We start from the raw sequence: 18,808 nt of genomic DNA on the forward strand, positions 1-18,808 counted from the left end.
ATAAAAAAAATGCCTCGTTACCCCAATACGGGTAAGGAAGAAGGAGTTGTTTGCTCGGGAATCAAAAACCCGATCAAACAACTCCTTTTTATAATTGTTCCTATCCAAAATTGTTTATTCCTCAATAAGTGAAATTAGCAGCAATAGATATAGGGTCGAACGCCGTTCGACTTCAAGTTACGCAAGTCCATTATTTTCGCGGGCAGTATACCTTTAAAAAACTGGAATACCTGCGTTTCCCACTGCGACTGGGAATGGATGTGTTTTTGAGGAAGGAAATTTCTCAGGAAAACAAAACCAAGTTTAAGGAGCTAATGACTGCTTTTAAAATTCTCCTCAACTTATACGGAGTAGATCATTACATGGCTTGTGCTACTTCTGCCATGCGGGAATCAGAAAATGGAAAAGAAATCGTTAAAGAAGTTCGAAGCCAATTAGGATTAAAAATCAGAATTATTGACGGGAATACAGAAGCAGCGCTAATTAACAAGTCGTTGAGAAATCACATCGACCATAAGACGTACCTACATATAGATGTGGGAGGAGGAAGTACAGAATTGAATGTATTTAAGAAAGGCGGAAAAGTCGCTACCAGGTCGTTTAAAATAGGATCTGTACGCACATTGGATCGGGCACTTCCCGAACCCATACTGCGGCAAATAAGAAACTTCATTTCTACCCATCTTTCTCTGGAAAAAACCGTTATCGGAATCGGCACAGGTGGAAATATTAACAAAATATTTGAATTGGCCGGAATTCAGAAACGAGCCGGTTTTCTTGATGTTCAAAAAATCAGGGAAACACTGCTTCTGCTGGAAAGCCACAGTAGCGAGGAAAGAATAAACCTACTTCATCTGAATGAAGACCGCGCAGACGTGATTATTCCTGCCACAAAGATATATCTGGTTGCCCTGGATGCTGCTAAAATCCAAAAAATCAAAGTCCCTGACTTAGGGTTGAAAGATGGCATGCTTTTGGATCTCTTCGAGAAAAACAGGGGAAAGGAAACAACGTTTTCGGCCTTTAAATAGAGGGATATGGTTATCCGTCAATTAGTCTTACGTCTTCAATCATATCCGGCGTTAATTCGAAAAATTTCTGATGGATATTGAATGGCTCCTCTCCTTCCCGGGGTTGCTTACTAATGTATTGACCATTCTCCTGCATGACATAGGCATTTTCGTTATCCCATAGATTATACCGAAGAATATTCATCAGCTGTTTTTGTAAAAATTCGTTTTCAACCTTGAATAGGGATTCAAGCCTTTTATCAAAGCTTCTGACCATAGCATCCGCACTTCCAACATAGGTCCGGTAGTTTTCATTGTTATGAAAATGGTAAATCCGGGAATGCTCCAGGAAATCCCCCACAATGGAGATAACCTCGATATTTTCGCTCAAGCCTTTCCTTCCCGGGCGCAGGCAGCAAATACCACGCACGATCAACTTAATGCGTACCCCAGCTTGTGAAGCCTTGTACAAGGCAAAGATAAATTCGGAATCCTCCAAAGAATTGATTTTGATAAATATTCCAGCGGGGATGCCTTTGCTGGCATTTTCCGCCTCTATTCGGATAAACTCGATCAAATTGTTCCGCATATCTCTGGGAGAGGTAATCAAATTTTGATAGTTGGTGGGAGCAGAATGCCCCGTGATAACATTAAAAAATTCAGAGACGTCATTGGCCAGGATTTCATTAGTAGTCAGCAAACCAATATCTGTATAAATCCTGCTGGTTTCTTCATTATAATTTCCAGAGCCCACGTGAACGTAACGAGTCACTCTGTTTTCTTCCTTTTTGACGATGAGCATTAATTTGGTATGCGTCTTAAAATTACTCACTCCATAGATGACAAAGCAACCCGCCTTTTGCATTTTCTTTGCTTCGCGAATATTATTCTCTTCGTCAAATCTGGCTTTGACTTCGAAAAGAACGGAGACGTGTTTTCCGTTCTCTACGGCTTTAAGCAGGGCTCCTACAATCCGTGAGTTTTTAGCAAGCCGGTAGATGGTCATCTTTATTGCCATCACATGTGGATCGTCCGCTGCCTTATCCAACAACTCCAAGATGGGTTCCATGTCATTGTAGGGGTGGTGTAGTAACACATCCTTGTGTTTCAAAACCTGGAAAATATCCTCCGAAGCTGCTTCGGGATAGGATAGTGGCGGGACAGGGCGTGGTGTAGCTGGAATTTTATCTTTAAATCGCTTGCTGCCAATGATTTGCCAAAGCCCTGAAAAATCCATTAGGCTCCTTCGCTCAATTTTAAAAATGCTATCATCATTAAGGGTCCATCGCTGCTTTAGCAAATTGACCATCCACTTACTGTAGCCTTCTTCTATTTCTATACGGACCACCCGTCCGGTCTTTCTTTCGTTTAGCTTTCTTTTTACTTCTTCCAAAAAATTGGTATCCATGTCCTCACTCTCCTCCAGCGTAAAGTCACCGTTTCTTGTAATACGAAATAAATTTATCGATTCGATGGTTACATTTCTGAACAGGGAAACAATATGCTCACGAATCATTTCTTCTATCGGAACATAGATCATCATGTCCTCTCTTTCCAACTCGAAGAAACGAGGGATATTGGAAGGGATCTGAACAAACGACAGCTTCTTATTATCTTTCTTCTCTCCCGGCCCGATGGTCACTACCCCAAAAATAAGTAACTTGTTCATTAAAATGGGAAAGGTGTGGTACCCGTCAAATACCATAGGGGTAAGCATGGGATATACCGCTTTGTAAAAGTATTCTTTGATGGTTTTTTGCTCCTCCTCTTGTAAATTACGTACATTACTTAAAATAAAACCGGCCTCTTGAGTTTTAAAAAGTAGCTCTTTCACAAAATGACGCTGCAGTCGTTTATGAAAATTCTGGGACTCAATCATTAATTTCTTTTTGAAATCATCCTCTCTCAAGCCCGAATAATCAATCCGTACCTTGTCGTAGTCCAGGTAATTATACAAAGAGCCTACCCGAATCATAAAAAACTCATCTAGATTCGATGCTGCAATGGCGAGAAATTTAAACTTCTCGAAAATATTGCGTTTATCCTTTTTTATCTGGTCAAATACCCGTTCGTTAAACTTAAGCCAGCTCAGGTCACGGCTGATAAGTTCACTGTTATTAATGGTCTCTTCTATTTTATCATGTTGGAGAAGCTTCATAATTTGTTGATTTTTATAAGGGAAAAAGTAAGCCAATGATACTAAATAAATTGAAGAATAAAAAAAGGGCTAAACGCCCCCTTTTCTATTGACAGAAGGTAACCAGAAACGAATTAGGTATCAATTTTTGCGTATTTTGCATTCTTTTCAATAAAGTCTCTGCGTGGGGCTACCTCATCCCCCATCAGCATGCTGAACAAATGATCCGCTTCTGCAGCCGAATCAATGGTCACCCGCTTCAAGGTTCGCGTCTCCGGATCCATGGTAGTAGTCCATAGCTGCTCCGGATTCATTTCTCCTAATCCCTTATAACGTTGTATGCCGACATTATCTACCTTGCCATCGGGAGCTAATTCCTGGGTTACCCGTTTCCGCTCATCTTCCGTCCAGCAATACCTTTCTTCCTTGCCTCTTTTTAGCAAATACAATGGAGGAAGGGCTATGTACACGTACCCATTTTCTATTAAGTTTCGCATGTACCTAAAAAATAAAGTGAGTATCAGGGTACGAATGTGCGATCCATCTATATCTGCATCCGTCATAATGATGATCTTATGGTACCTCAGATGGGACAGGTCCAACTCTTTTTCATCATTGACCGTCCCAAATTTAACACCCAGAGCCGTCAGGATGTTTTTTATCTCCTCATTATCGTAAATCTTATGTTCGTGGGCTTTCTCCACGTTCAAAATCTTTCCTTTTAATGGTAAAATCGCCTGAAAGTCCCTGTCTCTACCTTGCTTGGCAGAACCACCGGCTGAGTCACCCTCCACCAAGTACAATTCACAAACCGTGGGATCCGAATTAGCGCAATCTGCCAGCTTACCAGGTAGCCCTCCTCCACCAAGTACGTTTTTCCGCTGGACCATTTCCCTGGCTTTTTTGGCGGCATGTCTTGCCTGGGCCGCGAGAACTACTTTTCCGACAATGATCTTGGCTTCCTTTGGGTGCTCTTCTAACCAAAATTGAAGGGTTTCGGAAACCGCACCGTCTACCGCCCCGGTTACATCCGAGTTTCCCAACTTCGTTTTGGTCTGCCCTTCAAATTGAGGCTCAGCCACTTTGACAGAAATTACCGCCGTCAGACCTTCCCTAAAATCATCTCCAGAAATTTCTAGTTTCACCTTGTCCAGCATGCCTGATTTATCGGCATAGCTTTTTAGCGTTCGGGTCAATGCCCGTCTAAAGCCCGATACATGGGTTCCGCCTTCATAGGTATTGATGGTATTTACATAGGAAACTACGTTTTCTGTGTAGGAATTGTTGTATCCCATTGCCACCTGAACGGGAACTCCGTTCTTTTCGGTTTCAATGTATATAGGCGACTCGATGATTTTTTGCTTGTTTTCATCCAGGTATTCCACAAATTCAACCAAGCCCCCCTCAGAAAAGAATTCGTCTGACCGGAAATTTCCATCTTCTTCTTTTTCTCTCAGGTCCTTTAAATAAATTCGGATTCCTGCATTCAAAAAAGACATTTCTCTCAAGCGCGTAGCGATCGTTTCGTACTTAAAATCAAGCACTTGAAATATCTCGTGATCCGGTTTAAAGTGTATGTGCGTTCCCCTGCTTTCAGTCGTTCCTATTTCACGCACCTGATATTGCGGTACTCCCCGAACGTATTCCTGCTCAAAAACTTTTCCTTCCCTGTGTACAGTGGCTTTCAATGAAGAGGATAGTGCATTTACGCAAGATACTCCGACTCCGTGAAGCCCTCCGGAAACTTTGTAGGTATCTTTGTCAAATTTCCCGCCGGCATGAAGTACGGTCATCACAACCTCTAAAGCCGAGCGATTTTCTTTGGTGTGGACCTCGGTTGGAATCCCTCTTCCGTTATCTATAACGGTTACGGAATTATCCTCCTCAATGGTAACAAAAATGGAATCGCAATGACCGGCAAGCGCTTCATCAATGGAATTATCTACTACTTCCCAGATTAAATGATGAAGACCCTTTACCCCTATGTCTCCGATGTACATGGCAGGCCTCTTTCTGACTGCTTCCAACCCCTCTAAAACCTGAATATTTTGGGCCGAATAATCGTTCCGATTTCCTTCTTTTTTTTCGCTCATAACCTATTGTAAATGCCCTTTTCTCAATTAAAAAAGCGATTTTTTCATTCAATAATCAACCTGCAATATTACGAAAAAAAATCGAGAGCACATACCTTTTTATACAAGTAAATTGAGCTTAAAACTAAAAACAAAATCCGCATTAAAGCAATCGCCGTGGGAAAATTAAATTTCAAAAGGATGGGAGTGAACACAAATAATGGCAGTAAACCTGGATGACTAATTTGGGCGGTTCACAGCTATTTTTCAGTATTTTACATACACTTGTTTATCTATTTAATTTAAAATTTAAACAAATTTTATTTTGCTAAAGTTAACCATCGTAGAATTTTGTTGGATTTATTTAAATCAATACTCACTTTAAAAAAAAATTATGAACACTGTATTAACTGCTGATTTGGTCGGTCTGGACAAGATCATTAACAGCGACCCGGTAGCCATCACATTCTTTATTGGTTACATGGCCATGTTTGCTTCTGCTGTCTTTTTCCTTGTCGAAAGAGGGTCTGTAGATGGAAAATGGAAAACATCTCTTTTAGTATCTGCACTGATTACTGGTATTGCTGCAGTCCATTATTATTACATGAGGGACTTTTACCTGGAAACGGGTCAGAGTCCCACGGCATTCCGCTATGTCGATTGGACCTTGACCGTCCCGCTGATGTGCGTGGAGTTTTATTTACTCACCAAGCCCTTCGGCGCTAAAGGAGGAACGTTGTTTAAGTTAATCCTCGCATCTTTGGTTATGTTGATAACCGGGTTCATAGGGGAGACTTCAGGAATCGAGAATAATATTATGTGGGGAATACTTTCCACGCTGGGATATTTGTATATCGTCTATGAAGTATTTGCGGGTGACGTGGCTAAATTGGCCAAAACCTCTCAAAGCCCCGCCTTGGGTAAGGCAATGTTTCTTCTCAAAATATTCATCACCTTGGGATGGTCTATATATCCAATTGGATACATGGTACTTCCAGGAAATTTATTATCAGGAGCTTTTGAAGTAAGTAGCATTGATTTGTTTTACAACTTGGCGGATGCCATCAACAAAATTGGGTTCGGACTAGTAATCTATTCTGTAGCCATCGCTGAATCTGCAAAACACAGGAAAGTAGTAGCTGCCTAAAAGTCATGCAAACTACCCCAATCATTTGGGGTAGTTTATTGCTTTCCCAAGCTTGGTATGAGCTACCCTAAGCCCCTTAACCATGAGCATTCCCAATTTGACCTACGATTTTATTATTACAGGATTTGGCTGTGCAGGAATGAGTATCGTTTACCATCTACTTGACAGCCGGTTAAAAAATAGCCAGATTCTCGTGATTGACAGTTCCGATAAAAATACTAACGATCGCACCTGGTGCTATTGGGCAGAAAAACCACTTTCCATCCATCCAAAAAATTCCCCGATTGTTTCCTGGCAAAACATTAGCATCCGAATCGGAAAAAAAGAAGTGAAAAAACAACTCGATGAGTTGAAATATTATCACATCAAATCGTCTGAGTTTTATTCGGAAATCAAGCAGCGAATCAGTTTATTTCCCAATGTTCATTTTGTGATGGATAATATCTCTTCCATCCAAGAAAATAGTAGCGAAAGTGTTTCTGTAACAACATCATCTAGTGGAATCTACCTGGGGAAAAAAATATTTAACAGCATCCCTGATGATCCCTTACTGTATGAAGGCCATAATATACTCAAGCAGATTTTCGTAGGCTGGAAAGTAAGAACCCAGCAACCCTGCTTCGAAATAGATTCCGCAATGATGATGAATTTTTTACCCGGTTCAAATCATAAAATGGATTTTTTCTATTTGCTACCCTTTTCCCAGACAGAAGCATTGATAGAATACACGGTGTTTACCACGGAGAATTTAGATGCTGAAAAAATGGAATTAGCATTACACGCCTATATTTCTCAAAATTTAAGTCAAGATAAGGTCGAAATTTCCTTCAAAGAAGTCGGAAGTATTCCCATGACTACCTATTCCTTCAACACTACCAACAACCCCAACATCACTCATTTGGGAACGGTGGCAGGGTGCAGTAAACCGAGTACCGGTTACACCTTTCATACCATACAAAAACACTGCGCTTCCATTGTACGAGAACTTGAAAGTAAATCCATTCCCACAAACTTGGCTTTTAAAAGAAAAAAAAGGTTTTCTTTTTATGACAATATCATTCTTAACATTGCAAAAAAATGGCCAAACGAACTACCTCAGGTCTTTTTCAACCTTTTTGAAAACAATTCAGGCCCGGAGATATTGCGTTTTCTAAATGAGGAAACGAGCTTCTTTAATGAACTTAAGCTTCTTTCCCGGTTAAAATTTTCTATTTTCATTAAATCCCTGCTTCACTTTGAGAAACATTGAAAACATTGGTAAGGTCCTGGGGATTTTTATCTCTCTGATGTACTTGATATTCCTTCAAGGAAACGAGACTTTCGAGTGGATTCTTATCGGCCTGGTATTAGTGTCTGTGGGTATCCCGCATGGATCTTTGGATCATTTACTTGTCAATCCTAAGATAAATACGGAAAAGCTTGTAAAATTCATCCTTAAATACCTTTCCATTATTTTCGTTTATTTATTGGTTTGGATTTTTTTGCCCGTACCGGCACTTATTGGTTTTCTCGCCATGTCTGCCTATCATTTTGGGCAAAGCCATTTTATACAAATACCCTTGACGTATCAGAAAAAAGCAACGTATTTTTTTACCGGTTTCTTTTACTTATGCGTGATCTTTTGGGGAAGCTTTGATGATACCAGCAATATTCTTGGAGGAATTGTAACGATAGCGGCATTTGATTCCTTTGGATGGTATATTATCTCAGGGAGTTTTCTTGTCAGTAACTACTTGGTTTTCCGAAATAAGTCTGGGAAATCGCTATTTCTCCTGGTAGAAATGATTGCTTTGGGTCTTTTACTCTATCAATTGCCGCTTCTGATGGGTTTTATAATTTACTTTGGGTTTTGGCACGCCCTCCCGAGTATGAGCGAAGAATTCCGATCTTTGAAATTGAATTTTAGAAATAACAAACTAATAAGCTTTATCACCAGGATGATCCCGTTTACAACACTGAGTCTGGCAGGTATCGGGTTGATAATCTACTTCGCGTATCAAAGCAGTGAAGTAGAGGATATCATTTTTTTGTTTTTTGTATTAATCTCCCTGATCTCCGCACCGCATGTATGGTATATGAATCGATTCCTTGAATCCAGTAAGGATTAAAACTGGTCCGTGCTCAACATAACCAAATTACATGCGGTTAACACCTCAATACCATGGCTTTTCGCCAGGGTAAATAACTCTGGATTTTCCGTCCCTGGATTAAAAATTATTCTTTTCGGTTGGAGGGAAATCATGTAGTCGTACCATTCCTTTTGATTAGGAGGCCCGATATACAAGGTCAGTGTATGAACATCCTCTATTGGAGGTTTTTCCCGAATATTTAGAATTTCTTCGCCCAATACCTGTCCTTTTTTGATACCCACGGGTACAAAGGGAATATCATTTTCCTTTAGCATTCTGGCCGCTGCATAAGCATACCGGGAGGTATTTGGGCTGGCGCCAAGGATAACTGTCTTTTTATTTTTTTTCATACTTCAAAATTACCCCAACATTCAGGCCAACCTGGAACGATGGTATTTGGCCACTAGCATTTCAGCACATCGTTCTCCATCCATGGCTGCAGACACGATCCCTCCTGCATAGCCAGCCCCTTCACCACAGGGATAAAGACGGCGAATTTGGGGATGCTCTAAAAGGTGCTTGTCACGCGGAATCCTGACGGGAGAAGAGGTTCTGCTTTCAACACCGATCAGCTGGGCCTCATTGGTAAAATACCCTTTCATGCGCTGATCCATCAATGGTAATGCCATCGCCAGTCTTTTACTTATAAAATCCGGTAGAATGGCATGCATATCTGTACTTTGTAGACCAGGTTGGTAGGACGTGGGTAAGAGTTGCTTACTTTCCTTTCTGCTTACAAAGTCCACCATTCGCTGGGCGGGAGCCGCCTGCGTTTTCCCTGCAGCTATCCAGGCTGCCTGCTCTACTTCTTGTTGAAAAATCATTGCAGCCAAAGGTCCGTGCTGATGATACCCTCCCAGGTCCTCCAGTTCTACTGCTACCACCATGCCGGAATTAGCAAATTTCCCATCTCTTCGGCTGGGACTCATTCCATTTACCACTATCTCACCGGGAGAGGTAGCGGCAGGCACAATAAATCCTCCGGGACACATGCAGAATGAAAAAACACCGCGCTGCTTTCCAGCCAAAACCGTTTGTTGGACCAGGCTATAGGACGCGGGGGGTAAAAAGCTCCCCCTATTGACCTGGCAATGATATTGAATTTTGTCGATCAGATTTTGATCGTGCTCCACCCTTACACCCAAAGCAAAAGGCTTTGCTTCAATAAATACATCCCGCTTTGTTAAAAGGTGAAAAATGTCTCGGGCGGAATGCCCTGTGGCTAGAATTACTCCCATTCCCAATACCTTTTCTCCGCCATCGGTAATTACTCCCCGGATGCTATTTTTTTCCAGAATCAAATCTGTTACTTTGGTTTCAAAATGAATTTCCCCTCCTGCGTTAAGGATACTATGGCGAAGATTTACCACCAAGGCGGGCAATTTATTCGTTCCAATATGGGGATGGGCGTCTACGAGAATATCCTCTTTGGCGCCATGGGAAACGAGGATCTCCATGATCCTGCGGATATCTCCCCTCTTTTTAGAGCGGGTGTATAGCTTACCATCTGAATAAGTCCCCGCACCTCCTTCTCCAAAACAATAATTGGAATCGGGATCCACCAAATGAAGTTTGTTCAGGGCAGCAAGGTCCCTTCTCCGGGATCGCACATCTTTTCCCCTTTCCAGCACAATGGGCTTCACGCCTAACTCTATCGCTCTAAGAGCTGCAAATAAGCCAGCGGGACCTGCGCCAACGATCACTATCGGTTCGGCGTTACGCACATTGGGATACGTTTTTCCTGCCTGTATCACAGGTGGGGGCTTTTCCCCTGAAAAGACTTCCACCGTCACATTGACTTTCACCTTTCGGCTTCTGGCATCGATGGACCTTCGGAGCGGGCGTATGATAAGGGCTTCTGTATCAGTAAAACCGGATTCTTTTACTACTACCTGACGAAAAACCGAATCCTGATAGGCTTCTTCCGGACTGAGTACCAGCTTTAGTTCCTTTCTCATTGCTTAGCTGGAAACTCCTCCCAACAACTCTTTTTCCACCCATTTTTTCCCCCAGTTTTCCAACTCTGAATCTGTCCATAGTTCGGGATAAAAAATCACCTTTTGAAATCTCGGTGGGAGAAATTTTTGCCAATTGGTCCCTCCGGTGGCCGCTATATCCGTGGGATCCTTTTGGAGGTATTTAACGGCTGATTTATAATGAGCCAAAGGCCAATAAACGTTCGCTTTTTCATCTAGTTCCCGCATCAGATCGGTGAGGGCTTCATCCTTATCAGATAGGTAGAGGTATTTTTTCCAGAGGTTATTTTTTCTGAATTTGCCAATAAGCTCTTTGAGTGTGGGACCGTATTTTTGTTCAAAAGATTTGAGCGTCAGTGTTTTTTCTCCTGTAGCCAGTTCCTTGGCACCGTATTGCCAATACAAAATATCGAAAAGCGAATCAATACTGGTCAGGTTTATGTCCTTGTAATCCTCCCTCGCCTCCAGGTACACTAAATTCTGGATGTCGGTACACATAATCTCTATCATCCGATATTGGGCACTTTGAAATCCGCTGGCCGGCAACAGTGACATGCGAAATTTCATAAATTGCTCGCGCTCCATTCCCTTCCACATAACTGCAAAAGATGATATCAACAGATCAAAATACATGATTACACGCTTCAACCTGTCCTTGAAAAAAGAGAGACTTATTTCTTTTTCTGCTGCCATTTGTTCCAATTCCCAAAGAATGAGATTGAAGTACAACTCCGTGATCTGATGGTAAACAATGAAGATCTTTTCATCCCTGAAAGAGGTCCGGGGCTGCTGTAAGGTGAGTAATGTATCCAGATTGATATAGTCCCAGTAGTTTAGGTAGTCCGCGTGAAGCAAACCCTCCAGGTAGGAGGATAAATCCTGACCAGATGATCGAAATTTCTCTTCCAGCAGTTTAATCTTTTCTATGATTTCTTTTTTGGGATACTCCTTTTCCATGCACGTATGACGGTATCGCTTCCTTTGTTTATTCTCGGCAGGAAACCAAAAAAGATTTGGTTCCAGGGAGTCAAAATTCCGCTATTATCCGCAAAATAACAAATCCGACGACAAAATTAGCCAGGGGCTTCCCTAACCCAAGCCAACTGACTCCTTTCTAATGCCGGCAATGCGCTCCGGATTTTAATCTATCCGGCTTTTTATTACAATGGTTTGTGTAGGGTTCAGCGGGTCATTGGTGAAAAAGGTCAGCGTCTTATGATCGATTCCTCTTCTTCCCTTCGGATCAAAAGTGAATTCCAACTCCATTTCATCCCCGGCTTTCAAATCGTAGGAGGGGATTTCAAAGCTTAGGCAATCGCAATTGGAAACCACCTTTCTAAGATTCAAAGGCTGGGAACCTGTATTCTGAAGGGAAATGGTTCTGGAAACGGTATTCCTGGAACTGATATTTCCCAAGTCTACCTCCCTTTCGCTGATGTCTAATTTGGGTACCAGATCTACCTGGTCCACTGGCACCGGATCGAAGTGCTCGTGAACCGTAGCCATTAGCTTAATGGGAAGTTCGAAGCGTTCGGCTGAAAGGATAGCCAGCTGAATTTCTTCCTCCAAAAAGCCCAATTCATCCTTTTTAGCCGCATCAAAAGTAATGGCCAGCACCGCCCTGGAATTACCCTGAACCACACTTGGAAGCATTTGTGCCTGTATGTATTCGGGAAGTTGCTCCTGCAATTGATTTAACTGAATGGGAAAATCATTGAAATTATAAAAATCCAGGTATTTGGTTTTAGGCTCATCGGTAAATAATGTCCCCAGATTATTTACCTTAAAAACGAAGCCAAGCCCATTTTTTCGAACCCCATAGTGGTTTTCCGGGTTTTGCGGATAAGGCACATTCACCCCTTCTAAAAACAAGGTATCCCCCTGCGGATCCACATTGGTTCGAACCAAAATCATTTTTGAGAAGGATCCACCGCGGGATTGCGGGTCATAGTTGATTTTTACCAATCCTACCTTACCTGGAGCAAGCGTATCTTTTGAATATTGTGCCACTGTACAGCCGCAATCCGTTTCTACCGATTTGATGTATGCCGACGAATCTGTTTTATTTACAAAATAAAAATCTGCAGTCGCCTCACCGTTTTCGGCCAGGACAGCACCCAGCGTTTGTAGGTTTTCCTCCCAAACCAAGCCGGTCCCTGCAACGTCCTGACTATTAACATCCTCAGAACAAGAAAACAAAAAACCGCACACTCCCAATAAAAATATTGTCCTCTTCATACTTGCAAATAACGTCAATTTTACCACAAATTATTCCTTTAATTGCTTAATTTGCGTCAAAAATACAGCAATGGCAAGAGTATTGACAGGAATTCAGAGTTCGGGCAAACCTCATTTGGGCAACGTGTTAGGCGCCATCCAGCCAGCTATAGACCTCATCAGAAAAGATAATAACGAATCTTTTATATTTATTGCGGATTTACATTCTTTAACCACCATAAAAGATGCCGCACAACGTATTGAAAATGTAAATGCAGTGGCTGCGGCCTGGTTAGCATTCGGTTTGGATATAGAAAAGACGGTCTTTTACCGGCAATCCCGCATCCCGGAAGTAACCGAACTCACCTGGTATCTGAGCTGCTTTACTCCCTTTCCGATGTTGGCAAATGCCCATAGTTTCAAAGACAAATCAGACAGGCTGGCGGACGTAAATGCGGGATTGTTTACCTACCCGGTTCTGATGGCAGCAGATATTTTGCTCTACGAGGCGGATTTGGTGCCCGTGGGAAAGGATCAACTGCAACATTTGGAAATTTCCAGAGATATTGCCAGTACCTTCAATCACCGGATTGGGGAAGACCTCTTAACCATACCCGAAGCAAAAATCTCAGAAGAAGTGAAAACAATACCAGGTACGGATGGACAAAAGATGAGTAAATCCTATAATAACTACATTGACATCTTTTTACCTGAAAAACTACTGAAAAAAAACATCAACACCATCGTTACAGATAGTACTCCGCTTGAAGAACCAAAAAATCCGGACACCTGCAATGTATTCGCATTGTATAGCTTGATCGCTGAAAAATCCCAAATTGAAAATTTAAGAAAAAGCTATCTTGGAGGGAATTTTGGTTATGGCCATGCAAAAAAAGAACTCATGGAATTAATTCTGGAAAAATACCAAAAAGAAAGAGAAGTTTTCAACTATTACATGAGCCACCATCACGAGCTGGAATCCAAGCTGGAGGCAGGAGAAAAGAAAGCCCGTTCTTCTGCCATTGTATTATTGAATAAAATCAGGAATCATCTTGGATTCAAGTAATCATTCAGAATATTGATACTATTGGGTTTGGTAGAGCCCCCCTGAAGTGAATTAAAAAATTTCGCGGATCACCTCCAGGTAATCAAAACCATGCCCCACCGTCGGTTCGATATGATTGCCCTCCAGGTATTCATTCCAGCAACAAACCATCAGGGTATTTCCGTTAGTTCTTTGATTTTCTACCAACACCTTTCTCGCAGCTGTAAGTTTGACCTTAAATGAAGATTTATCAGATATAACCTTATCCTTTAATGGCTCACTTGGAAAGCCGCTTTTCTGTGGCCAGGTCCCTCCTGCTGGCCGACGGTCCCAACCCATCGCAACGGGCACCTGATAGTCGAATTCGTCGTCATTTTTGAAATACTTGGACCATTTGTCCCAGTGTCCCTGATAGGTTTTCCGCATATCAGCATAACTTTTATTATCCTGATCGTAAAAATCATGATAAATATATGCCGTCATACCATCAAATCCCAGCGCTTTCAATCGCGGAACATAATCCTGAAAAAGCAGGCGATTAGCATATTTACCACCCAGCCAGGGTTGCTTTGGATCGATTGGCTTCCAGGACGTAGGCATGGCATAGGCTTGTTGGGAAGAGGTCATCGCTCCGGATGTAACTGCTATGAATTTCACTCCGGGAAATCCCGCTTTTTTTACCAAATCCTGTGACCTTTTGAGTAGAGCATCCAATCCAATACCGTAATAACTTGCCCTGGATTCCGTGTCATGTGGAAAATAAAAGTAGACTACTGGCCTTCCGGTTTCATCTTTCAAATAATCATCCCTGTGAAAATATTTATCTATCCATAACAGGGTGATTTTATCGTGGACCTTGAGGTAGAGTTCCTTATCAGGTGTTTCTCCCGGATAATTGGTGCGTGAATTGATGTTTTGAGGAGAAGCCATGCGAAGCCAATGGATCCATCGGTCCTCGCTGTCGTCACACCAATTTAAGGCAAATTTCAGTTGCTTGCTTTTTGGTCTTTTTGCATTCTCTTGTAATAAAACCTCCAGTTGGTCATCCCATTCTTCCACACCGGGCACTGCTACCCTGCCATCCCTTGACATGTCAGTCGGCCAATTTTCGGGGTAATACACCCTGGCCTGAGGAGCAAAATTTTTATGGTAATAATAATGCCTGCCAAAAAACCAATTATAGGCAAAAAAGTCAATCCCGTAATCATGCATGTAATCCAACTGTTTCCTGGCAACTTCTGGATCATCTCTCTTGTAAAACCCTTTCAACGGTTCTATGGGTTTTTTATTCAGGTACGGCCCCTCGTAGGGAAATCTGGAATTATAAATTCTTCCATTTGGTCCCCAGGCACTTTTGTCAGCCAAAAAACTACAATTCTCCCTGCCCGTTATACAAGACCAAAAACTATCAATATCTTGCTTTTCATTACCGGATACATTCCAGGAAGGCATAAAAAAAACACCTACATTAAAAGAATCTGAATTTATATTCCCAGTATTTTCCAGTAGACCATCTTTCGCATCAACTGAGGCTTCCACACCTTTCCGATTAGTAAGAAAGCCCGAACATCCGGATAAACTCGGAATCAATAATAGCCATAGAATAAAAACCCTACCAGTAGAAACCATTTAAAGAAAACAGATGTGCTATTGATTCAATACTCAACAAAACTACGGATAGCGTACTTTTAATTCCTTCGCTATCTAGACCTCCAAAGGTCTTTAAGGGAACGTCCGTTAATAACCATCACGAACCGGACTGGGTTCGGTACCAGAGCGATTCTTACATCTTGTCCGTCAAACTGCTCGGATTCGATGGGCACACCTTCCGGCCCCTGTACATCGTAGGTTACCACTCCCCTGGCATCGGGCTGCATGGGTATGTATTTATTGGCCAGATAGGCCGAGGGCAGCAACACATCGTTGTCTGAAGCCAATGTAGCGTAGATCTCCTCTAATTTACTTTCAAGTTCGTTACCATATTGCTCGTTAAGGGTATCTTCCAGATCGTGAAGTTCTTCTTCGATTTCATCGTAATCCGGATCTGCATAAGTGATACTACTCAAACGAATGCGTAACTCTACAATTGTAGAAAGTTCTTTATCAAGTTTATCAAAATCCATAAAGGCTAAAAGCTGTTTTGCATGTTTTAAAATATGAAGGTAGAGAATATGGAAACATATTCCAACAAGGGCTTTTAAAAATTGGAAACGCACCTGTCAATGGGGACTTACATTCAAAATTCAGGAATCAAAGTAGGCGGAAATCCATATTAATGCTTATATTTTGGCATTCAATTTTAAACCAAAAAACTTTTTTTACCCATGACAGATGCAGCCATCATCAGTAAGGCCCAATCCTGGCTAAATAGCAATCTGGATGCCCAGAGCAAAGCAGAAATACAATCATTACTAGACTCTGATGACCCTACCGAGTTGATAGACTCATTTTACCGGGATCTTGAATTCGGCACCGGAGGACTAAGGGGAATAATGGGCATTGGATCCAATCGGATAAATGTGTATACCATTGGGATGGCTACCCAGGGATTGGCCAATTACCTCAAAAAAAACTTTCCTAATGAAAATATCAGCGTTGCCATTACCCATGATTCACGCATCAACAATACCCTGTTTGCGGAAACGACCGCCAATGTACTCACCGCAAACGGAATTGGTGTCCGTTATTTCCGGGATATGCGCCCCACCCCCATGCTCTCATTTGCCATCCGTTATTATGGCTGTAAAAGCGGAGTGATGGTCACCGCCTCCCATAATCCTAAAGAATACAATGGATACAAAGTCTATTGGGATGATGGTGGACAAGTGGTGGCTCCCCATGATAAAAACATCATTACTGAAGTCCTGAAAATCAAATCCATAGACGATGTCAACTGGGATAAAAATGACCAGCTTAGGGAGTATATTGAAGAGGATTTTGATTTGGTTTACTTGAATGAGGTAAAGAAACTGAGTCTATCCCCACAAAATAACATTGTTGAAAAGGACATGACCATCGTCTTTTCACCGATCCACGGTGCCTCTGGTAAGATGGTCCCGGCAGCGCTGAAAATATTTGGCTTTGAAAATATACATTTAGTCAAAGAACAAATTGAACCGGATGGTACCTTTCCAACTGTAAAATACCCCAACCCGGAAGAAGCAGAAGCACTGGACCTTTCCATCAAACTGGCAAAAGAGGTGAAAGCCGAATTAGTGCTGGCCTGTGACCCGGATGGAGACCGGTATGCCGCTGTTATTCCCAATGAAAAAGGAGATTTTGAACTATTGAATGGCAACCAGACGGGTGCCGTCATCATCTATTATCTCCTAAATCTTTATCGGGAACAAGGTCGGCTTACCGGTAAGCAATTTACCGTTAGTACCATTGTCACCACGGATTTACTGGGCGTGATCAGCAGGGATTTTGGAGTGGATTATTATGATGTGTTAACTGGTTTTAAAAATATCGCTGCCATTATTCTGGCCAATGAGGGGAAAAAAGAATTCATTGCCGGAGGCGAGGAGAGTTATGGTTTCCTGATTGGGGATTTTGTCCGGGATAAAGATGGTGTCTCTGCCTGCGCAATGGTCGCAGAGATTGTGGCCTATTACCGGAAAAAAGGTATGAGTTTAATCGATGTTCTGGCTGAAATTTACATGAAATATGGTTTTTACAAAGAATCTCTGATTTCCATTACCAAAAAGGGAAAGGATGGCGCTGAGCAAATTCAGGAATTGATGAAAGGTTTTAGAACCAACAAACCTACCTCCATTAATGGCCTTAAAGTAGCTAAAATAATCGATGTCCAGGAAAGCAAGATATACGACATGAAAGCGGGAAAGGAACTTCCATTGGAACTCGAAAAATCAAATGTCATACAATTTTTCCTGGAAGACGGAAGCAAAATTTCCGCACGTCCTTCCGGCACGGAACCGAAAATTAAATATTATATTTCAGTAAATGAAAAATTACCGAATAGGGAAGCCTACCGGGCAACAGAAGCCTCCCTGGACAAAAAAATAGAATCGCTGAAGCAGTTTTTTGGTTAATCGAGTCGATTCAGTGCCTTTTTGAAAAGAGCCCCAAAAAATTACAGGGCTCTTTTCATTATTCCAATGCTGTTACGTTTAAGCTGAGTACAGGTTTATCCAAATAGGTAACCAAATTTTCAGTTACCGAGGGTGAAAACAATTGTTGCAAGTCGGTTTTCCCATGCGTAATCACAGCCACTGCATCCACATCCGATGCCTGTGCAAACTGTATGATTCCTCGCTCTACATTGTAAGCACTGTAGATATGAATGTCATGCGAATAGTACGCGAATTTTTTCAAAAAATCTTCCCCTAACTGCTTGATTTGAGCATCTTCCATGAAATTGGCGGGTGTATTTACATATAGTACCTCGGGAGTTGCTCCCATAAAACGAATGGTATCTCCTAGGGTTTGGAAGGCTTTACCTGAGGCTTCCTTAAAATCCGTTGCTAATACTACCTTTTTGAACCTAAAGGGATCCTTAGCAGGTTTTATCACAAAAACAGGGATGCCAGCTTTTCTCAACAAGGAGTAGGTGTTTGAACCTAGTACATGCGCTTTAAAACCATACTTTCCATGAGAACCCATCACCACCAGGTCTATTTTTTCAGATGATAGAAATGAGATAAGCCGTTCCTTTCCATCACTAAAATGGATCAATTTACTAATCCGTACCCCAGCTTCTTCTACTTTGGCCATTCTGACCTTCAACTCCTGCTTTGCCTTATGGATTACTTCCAATGTATCTGGGTAGAGCGCTTCCTGCTCTTTGGTCAATTTTATCCAGTTTACGGGTGTCAAAATTACGTTCAGGAGTAAAATTTCCGCTTCGTGCTTTTTGGCCAGCTGAGTAGCAAATTCTAGGGCAGCATCCGCATAAGCCGAGAAATCCGTGGGAACCAATAGCTTTTTCATGTCAGTTTATTTGAAAGGTTTGCATAGATTGATGACTTAAAAGTAGCAAATGAAACTTGAAATTTTCCTTACCTGGATCAATAAAGATTATGACAAACGTCATAAAAGGTGATTTCAAAAACAAA

General features: G+C 41.8%; 15 protein-coding genes. 6 read left to right on the top strand and 9 right to left on the bottom strand.

Annotated features, from left to right (window positions below):
• Positions 1-128 precede the first annotated feature (128 nt).
• Entirely contained in the window at positions 129-1,031 is a 903-nt protein-coding gene (locus GKS34_RS14555; RefSeq protein WP_163385657.1) for a Ppx/GppA phosphatase family protein, read from the top strand.
• A 10-nt stretch (positions 1,032-1,041) separates the two neighbouring features.
• On the opposite strand, the gene ppk1 is transcribed toward GKS34_RS14555, so the two are convergent.
• A complete protein-coding gene (ppk1, locus tag GKS34_RS14560) occupies positions 1,042-3,168 on the bottom strand; it encodes a polyphosphate kinase 1 (protein WP_163385659.1) in 2,127 nt (708 codons plus the stop codon).
• A 113-nt stretch (positions 3,169-3,281) separates the two neighbouring features.
• A complete protein-coding gene (gene gyrB, locus GKS34_RS14565; RefSeq protein ID WP_163385661.1) occupies positions 3,282-5,240 on the bottom strand; it encodes a DNA topoisomerase (ATP-hydrolyzing) subunit B in 1,959 nt (652 codons plus the stop codon).
• A gap of 373 nt (positions 5,241-5,613) precedes the next feature.
• Between gyrB and GKS34_RS14570 the strand changes: the two genes are divergently transcribed.
• From GKS34_RS14570 to GKS34_RS14580, 3 genes are all read left to right on the top strand, one after another.
• Positions 5,614-6,366: a bacteriorhodopsin gene (locus GKS34_RS14570; protein WP_163385663.1), complete on the top strand. Its 753-nt coding sequence runs from the start codon at positions 5,614-5,616 to the stop codon at positions 6,364-6,366.
• Positions 6,367-6,448: 82 nt separating this feature from the next.
• A complete protein-coding gene (locus GKS34_RS14575; RefSeq protein WP_163385665.1) occupies positions 6,449-7,615 on the top strand; it encodes a lycopene cyclase family protein in 1,167 nt (388 codons plus the stop codon).
• A complete protein-coding gene (locus GKS34_RS14580; RefSeq protein ID WP_163385667.1) occupies positions 7,602-8,474 on the top strand; it encodes a Brp/Blh family beta-carotene 15,15'-dioxygenase in 873 nt (290 codons plus the stop codon). Before GKS34_RS14575 ends, GKS34_RS14580 begins: the two co-directional genes overlap by 14 nt.
• Here the strand turns inward: GKS34_RS14580 and GKS34_RS14585 are convergent.
• The 4 genes from GKS34_RS14585 to GKS34_RS14600 form a co-directional block, all read right to left on the bottom strand.
• Complete coding sequence (locus GKS34_RS14585) at positions 8,471-8,845, bottom strand: CoA-binding protein (protein ID WP_163385669.1); 375 nt, start codon at positions 8,843-8,845, stop codon at positions 8,471-8,473. The genes GKS34_RS14580 and GKS34_RS14585 overlap by 4 nt on opposite strands.
• A gap of 21 nt (positions 8,846-8,866) precedes the next feature.
• Positions 8,867-10,453, bottom strand: coding sequence for an NAD(P)/FAD-dependent oxidoreductase (locus tag GKS34_RS14590; protein ID WP_163385671.1), 1,587 nt, complete (start codon positions 10,451-10,453; stop codon positions 8,867-8,869).
• A gap of 3 nt (positions 10,454-10,456) precedes the next feature.
• Positions 10,457-11,428, bottom strand: a complete 972-nt coding sequence (locus GKS34_RS14595) for a tryptophan 2,3-dioxygenase family protein (protein WP_163385672.1) — start codon at positions 11,426-11,428, stop codon at positions 10,457-10,459.
• Between the two features lie 183 nt (positions 11,429-11,611).
• Positions 11,612-12,709 (bottom strand): DUF1573 domain-containing protein, encoded by a 1,098-nt coding sequence (locus GKS34_RS14600; protein ID WP_163385674.1) that lies wholly within the window; start codon positions 12,707-12,709, stop codon positions 11,612-11,614.
• A 70-nt stretch (positions 12,710-12,779) separates the two neighbouring features.
• Here GKS34_RS14600 and trpS point away from each other — a divergent pair, with 70 nt between their 5' ends.
• Positions 12,780-13,754, top strand: coding sequence for a tryptophan--tRNA ligase (gene trpS, locus GKS34_RS14605; RefSeq protein WP_163385676.1), 975 nt, complete (start codon positions 12,780-12,782; stop codon positions 13,752-13,754).
• A 51-nt stretch (positions 13,755-13,805) separates the two neighbouring features.
• On the opposite strand, the gene GKS34_RS14610 is transcribed toward trpS, so the two are convergent.
• Together GKS34_RS14610 and GKS34_RS14615 are read right to left on the bottom strand one after the other, a co-directional pair.
• Positions 13,806-15,272 carry a glycoside hydrolase family 99-like domain-containing protein gene (locus tag GKS34_RS14610; RefSeq protein ID WP_240459310.1) on the bottom strand — a complete coding sequence of 489 codons (1,467 nt, stop codon included), beginning with the start codon at positions 15,270-15,272 and terminating at the stop codon, positions 13,806-13,808.
• A gap of 161 nt (positions 15,273-15,433) precedes the next feature.
• Entirely contained in the window at positions 15,434-15,856 is a 423-nt protein-coding gene (locus GKS34_RS14615; protein WP_163385681.1) for a hypothetical protein, read from the bottom strand.
• 201 nt (positions 15,857-16,057) lie between these two features.
• Here GKS34_RS14615 and GKS34_RS14620 point away from each other — a divergent pair, with 201 nt between their 5' ends.
• On the top strand, positions 16,058-17,785 hold the full coding sequence (locus tag GKS34_RS14620; protein ID WP_163385683.1) for a phospho-sugar mutase: 1,728 nt from the start codon (positions 16,058-16,060) through the stop codon (positions 17,783-17,785).
• Between the two features lie 58 nt (positions 17,786-17,843).
• Here GKS34_RS14620 and GKS34_RS14625 read toward each other — a convergent pair whose 3' ends face one another.
• Positions 17,844-18,683, bottom strand: a complete 840-nt coding sequence (locus GKS34_RS14625; protein ID WP_163385684.1) for a universal stress protein — start codon at positions 18,681-18,683, stop codon at positions 17,844-17,846.
• Positions 18,684-18,808 lie beyond the last annotated feature (125 nt).

Source organism: Cyclobacterium jeungdonense (assembly GCF_010994275.1).
Classification (GTDB): Bacteria; Bacteroidota; Bacteroidia; order Cytophagales; family Cyclobacteriaceae; genus Cyclobacterium; species Cyclobacterium jeungdonense.

Excerpts from the sequence above, each read along its gene's own strand:
- GKS34_RS14600 (WP_163385674.1), bottom strand. The coding sequence starts at position 12,709 with ATGAAGAGGACAATATTTTTATTGGGAGTGTGCGGTTTTTTGTTTTCT.
- GKS34_RS14625 (WP_163385684.1), bottom strand. The coding sequence starts at position 18,683 with ATGAAAAAGCTATTGGTTCCCACGGATTTCTCGGCTTATGCGGATGCT.
- GKS34_RS14595 (WP_163385672.1), bottom strand. The coding sequence starts at position 11,428 with ATGGAAAAGGAGTATCCCAAAAAAGAAATCATAGAAAAGATTAAACTG.
- ppk1 (WP_163385659.1), bottom strand. The coding sequence starts at position 3,168 with ATGAAGCTTCTCCAACATGATAAAATAGAAGAGACCATTAATAACAGT.
- GKS34_RS14615 (WP_163385681.1), bottom strand. The coding sequence starts at position 15,856 with ATGGATTTTGATAAACTTGATAAAGAACTTTCTACAATTGTAGAGTTA.
- GKS34_RS14575 (WP_163385665.1), top strand. The coding sequence starts at position 6,449 with ATGAGCATTCCCAATTTGACCTACGATTTTATTATTACAGGATTTGGC.
- GKS34_RS14585 (WP_163385669.1), bottom strand. The coding sequence starts at position 8,845 with ATGAAAAAAAATAAAAAGACAGTTATCCTTGGCGCCAGCCCAAATACC.
- trpS (WP_163385676.1), top strand. The coding sequence starts at position 12,780 with ATGGCAAGAGTATTGACAGGAATTCAGAGTTCGGGCAAACCTCATTTG.
- gyrB (WP_163385661.1), bottom strand. The coding sequence starts at position 5,240 with ATGAGCGAAAAAAAAGAAGGAAATCGGAACGATTATTCGGCCCAAAAT.
- GKS34_RS14570 (WP_163385663.1), top strand. The coding sequence starts at position 5,614 with ATGAACACTGTATTAACTGCTGATTTGGTCGGTCTGGACAAGATCATT.
- GKS34_RS14590 (WP_163385671.1), bottom strand. The coding sequence starts at position 10,453 with ATGAGAAAGGAACTAAAGCTGGTACTCAGTCCGGAAGAAGCCTATCAG.
- GKS34_RS14620 (WP_163385683.1), top strand. The coding sequence starts at position 16,058 with ATGACAGATGCAGCCATCATCAGTAAGGCCCAATCCTGGCTAAATAGC.